The 3666-nt window shown below is 58.5% G+C and carries 5 protein-coding genes and 1 pseudogene; 4 read left to right on the top strand and 2 right to left on the bottom strand.

The features are described from left to right. Together ACFDS3_RS19600 and cueR are read left to right on the top strand one after the other, a co-directional pair. On the top strand, positions 1-780 hold a 780-nt coding region (locus ACFDS3_RS19600), incomplete at its 5' end, for an HAD-IC family P-type ATPase (RefSeq protein WP_375264022.1). Positions 781-792: 12 nt separating this feature from the next. Further along, complete coding sequence (gene cueR / locus ACFDS3_RS19605) at positions 793-1191, top strand: Cu(I)-responsive transcriptional regulator (RefSeq protein WP_375264023.1); 399 nt, start codon at positions 793-795, stop codon at positions 1189-1191. Between the two features lie 21 nt (positions 1192-1212). Here cueR and ACFDS3_RS19610 read toward each other — a convergent pair whose 3' ends face one another. Then, positions 1213-1977 carry a MauE/DoxX family redox-associated membrane protein gene (locus tag ACFDS3_RS19610; protein WP_012187037.1) on the bottom strand — a complete coding sequence of 255 codons (765 nt, stop codon included), beginning with the start codon at positions 1975-1977 and terminating at the stop codon, positions 1213-1215. Between the two features lie 12 nt (positions 1978-1989). Then, positions 1990-2826, bottom strand: coding sequence for a DUF305 domain-containing protein (locus tag ACFDS3_RS19615; protein WP_375264024.1), 837 nt, complete (start codon positions 2824-2826; stop codon positions 1990-1992). A gap of 179 nt (positions 2827-3005) precedes the next feature. Here ACFDS3_RS19615 and ACFDS3_RS19620 point away from each other — a divergent pair, with 179 nt between their 5' ends. Further along, positions 3006-3290: a hypothetical protein gene (locus ACFDS3_RS19620; RefSeq protein WP_043754583.1), complete on the top strand. Its 285-nt coding sequence runs from the start codon at positions 3006-3008 to the stop codon at positions 3288-3290. Positions 3291-3302: 12 nt separating this feature from the next. Beyond that, positions 3303-3587 (top strand): annotated as a pseudogene (locus tag ACFDS3_RS19625) (L,D-transpeptidase); the annotation flags it as partial. Positions 3588-3666 lie beyond the last annotated feature (79 nt).

Genomic DNA, 3666 nt, shown 5'->3' on the forward strand with positions numbered 1-3666 from the left:
GTCGAAGACGTGGAGGTGTTGGTTGGGGCCGACCGCTACATGGCGCGCGAAGGCATTGACGTCTCGGCATTGGCTCCAGAGGAAACGAAGATCGCAAGCAAGGGTCGCACGGCGCTTTACGCTGCCATAGATGGGCGTGTCGCCGCCGTGATCGGCGTGGCCGATCCGGTCAAACCGGCAAGCCGCGCAGCCATCGCAGCGCTGCACGAAAAGGGTCTTGCGGTTGCGATGATCACCGGCGACAAACGCGAAACCGCCGAAGCCATCGCCCGCGAAACCGGTATCGACCACGTCATCGCCGGCGTCCTGCCGGACGGCAAGGTTGCGGCGCTCGACAGTTTGCGCCAAGGGAACAAGCGCATCGCCTTTGTCGGCGACGGGATCAACGACGCCCCGGCGCTGGCGCATGCCGATGTGGGCATCGCCATTGGAACCGGCACCGATGTGGCCATCGAATCTGCGGATGTCGTCCTGATGTCGGGCGATTTGCGCGGCGTGGTGAACGCCTTCGAAGTATCGCGGCGGACCATGCGCAACATCCGGCAGAACCTGTTCTGGGCCTTTGCCTACAACGTGGCACTTATTCCGGTCGCTGCCGGGGTGCTTTATCCCGCCTTTGGGTTGCTCCTGTCACCAATCCTTGCGGCGGGTGCGATGGCGTTGTCCTCGGTGTTTGTCCTGACCAATGCCCTGCGGCTGCGGCGCATCGCGCCTGCGATGGACGAGCAGCGCGCAATCCCGGCAGAGCTGGCAGCCGCCACTCCTGCTCCAGCAGAATAACGGAGGTTCGACATGAACATCGGAGACGTTGCCCGACAATCGGGTGTGCCCCCAAAAACAATCCGCTACTACGAGGACATCGGGCTGATCCGCCCGAACCGTAGCGAGAACGGCTACCGCGCGTTCACCGAGAGCCACATTCACAAGCTGGCGTTTCTGGGTCGCGCACGGGCCTTGGGGTTCACCATCGAAGATTGCAGGACGCTCCTGTCGCTCTACGAGGATGAAAAGCGCGAAAGCATGCAAGTGAAGGCGGTTGCGGAAGACCATCTGCGCCAGATCGAGGAAAAGATCGCGAAACTGCAATCCATGCGCGCGACGCTCGCCGAACTGGTGGAAAAATGTGCCGGGGATCACCGGCCCGACTGCCCCATCATCGAGGATCTGTCGCCGGAGCGGTTGGCCAAGTGACAGGCAAGAAGGGGCTGTACCTCAGAACCAGATCGCGCGGACCGGCATCCAGATACCCATGAAGATCATCATCAGGTTTTCCGTCAGCGAAATGAACCCCAGCGGGACGGAACTGTCACCGCCGACGCAGGCGCATTTCAGCTCTCTCTTGTCGATATAAACAGCCTTGAACACGCTGACAGCGCCGACCGTGCCGATAAACAGGGCGACAGGCGCCGAGAGCCACAGCAGCGCGCCGGCAGTCATCAGGACACCTGCCAACGCTTCGCCGAACGGGTAGACCTTGCCGTATCGCACCCATTTGCGCGCCAGCAGATCGTAGTTGAGGAACATCGTCGAAAACCCTTCGACATCCTGCAATTTCTGGATCGCGAGAATGGTCATGGACAGCGAAATGAACCATTCGAACCCCCGCAAGGTAAGGACCGACCCGTACTGGTGCCAAGACAGGCCCAATGCCAACAGCGCGGCAACGGAAAAGATCGCGATGACCGGCTGGTAGGTCGTGTCGCTTTGCTCTTCCTCGGGTGGGTCAATGTCGAAAAACACCCTGAGATCATCGTAACCGCCGATCCGTTCGTCCCCGATGAAAGTCTGCGGCGTCGTCTCGACCCCGTGCTTCTCCATGAAAGCATCGGTGTCTTCACGGGTGTCAAGCGGATGGTCTTCCACCTCGAAGCCTTGCCGCTCCAGCAGGTCTTTCGATTTCAGACCGTAGGGGCAGACATGGCCCGGCATGACCATGCGATAAAGCTGCGCGGATTTACTGTCTGTGTCGCGGGGCATGTCCTTTCCTCCTTATCCGCTGCACGTAAGTTGACCACGGAACCCGGCTTCGTAGTCGGTTCCCGCGCTGACGATCAGATCGGTCAGGTCACCGTTCGTCTCTGCGATCTCGGCCGACAGCGGGCCTTCAGAAAATGCATTTTCGCCCTGCGCATTCAGGCGCACCAGATCACCGCTGATCTTCATTGCGGCGGCAGACCCTTCGCCGGTTTCACCAGTCACCAGTACAGCCGGACTGTCCGAGGTGTAAGCAAAGCGGCAATTTCCGCCATTCGGGAACACCGCAGCGATTTCGTCTTCCGTCAGAAACTCAGGATCGACCTTCGACACGACCTCCGTTTGAAGCGCCTGTTGCGCATCCACAACCTGCGCCGGCGTTTCGCTTCGCGTGGCCGATGCTTCGCCGTTTGCTCCAAAGTCAGCAATAAGGTAGCGCATTTCGGCGATTTCCTTGTCCTGCGCATAGATAATGTCGTCTGCGAGCCCCCGGACGCGCGGGTCGGTGATCTCGGCACGAGTCGACGTCATGATGGCGATCGAGTGGTGCGGGATCATGGCGCGCATGTAGGACCTGTCCTGCACCGTGAATTGCCCGCGAACCAGCCAGAGGCTCGCCGCGAAAAGGACTATTGCGCCAACGAAAATCGCGATGTTGGCTTTGGTGTTCTGATACATGGACAACATGTACGCCAACATGATCACGGCCATGGTCGCCCCCATCAGGATGGCCATGTAAAGGCGTGTCTCCGAAAAGAAGATATGGCCCCAAAGATAGGTGTTCAGGTACATCAGAACGAACATGACCACGGTCGATGTTCCGATCATCATAAAGAATCGTGAGTAGTGCATTTCCAGTCACCTCCTTGCAGTTCTCTGTAAAACAACAACATTCCAGCGCTGGAGAGTTCCAAAAGCACGAATTTTCGTAGTTTCAAGGCAACAAAGGCGCGTCGTTTGCCCCGGTTCACGGCTTCTTTTCTTTGCCCCTGACGCGCACTGAATTTTCATGGGTCCGAGGAGATCGCGCCATGCAGAATTTCACGAGACGAGAATTGATTTGTGCCGGAGCGATGGGTTGCTTTCTGCCCACAACTGCCTGGGCCCACAAAGTCAAATTGCCCGAACGGTTCGAACCACAATTGGTAAACACCCGTCGTGGTGACTGGGTTAAAGGCGATGTCCACGTCGTTCCCGACGATTTTTTCCTTTATTTCATGCTCGAGGACGGGATGGCGATCCGCTACGGGGTCGGGGTAGGGCGCAAAGGTTTGTACGAACCCGGAGAGTTCACGGTAGCGCGCAAGGCCAAATGACCATGGTGGCGGCCAACGAACGCCATGATCCGGCGCGAGCCACGCAAATACGCAAAGTACAAGGATGGACTGAAAGGCGGGCCAAACAACCCGCTCGGGGCCCGCGCGCTCTATCTCTACGATGCCGAGGGACGCGATACCTATCTTCGCATTCATGGAACGAACGCCCCGGAGACAATTGGGTCTGCCGTGTCGAATGGATGCGCGCGGTTGACGAATGAACATGTGAAGGATCTGTACGAACGCGTTGAAATCGGCGCCCGCGTCTTCCTGTATCCCAAAGTGACAACGGCGTGAGGAGTGTTCTGTCGCCTTGAAGTTCCTCTTCCGGAAATGGCACAAGTGCGGCAGTTGGCGAAAGCCAGTCTATCATTCA

This window comes from Palleronia sp. (assembly GCF_042089775.1).
Taxonomy (GTDB): Bacteria; Pseudomonadota; Alphaproteobacteria; order Rhodobacterales; family Rhodobacteraceae; genus Palleronia.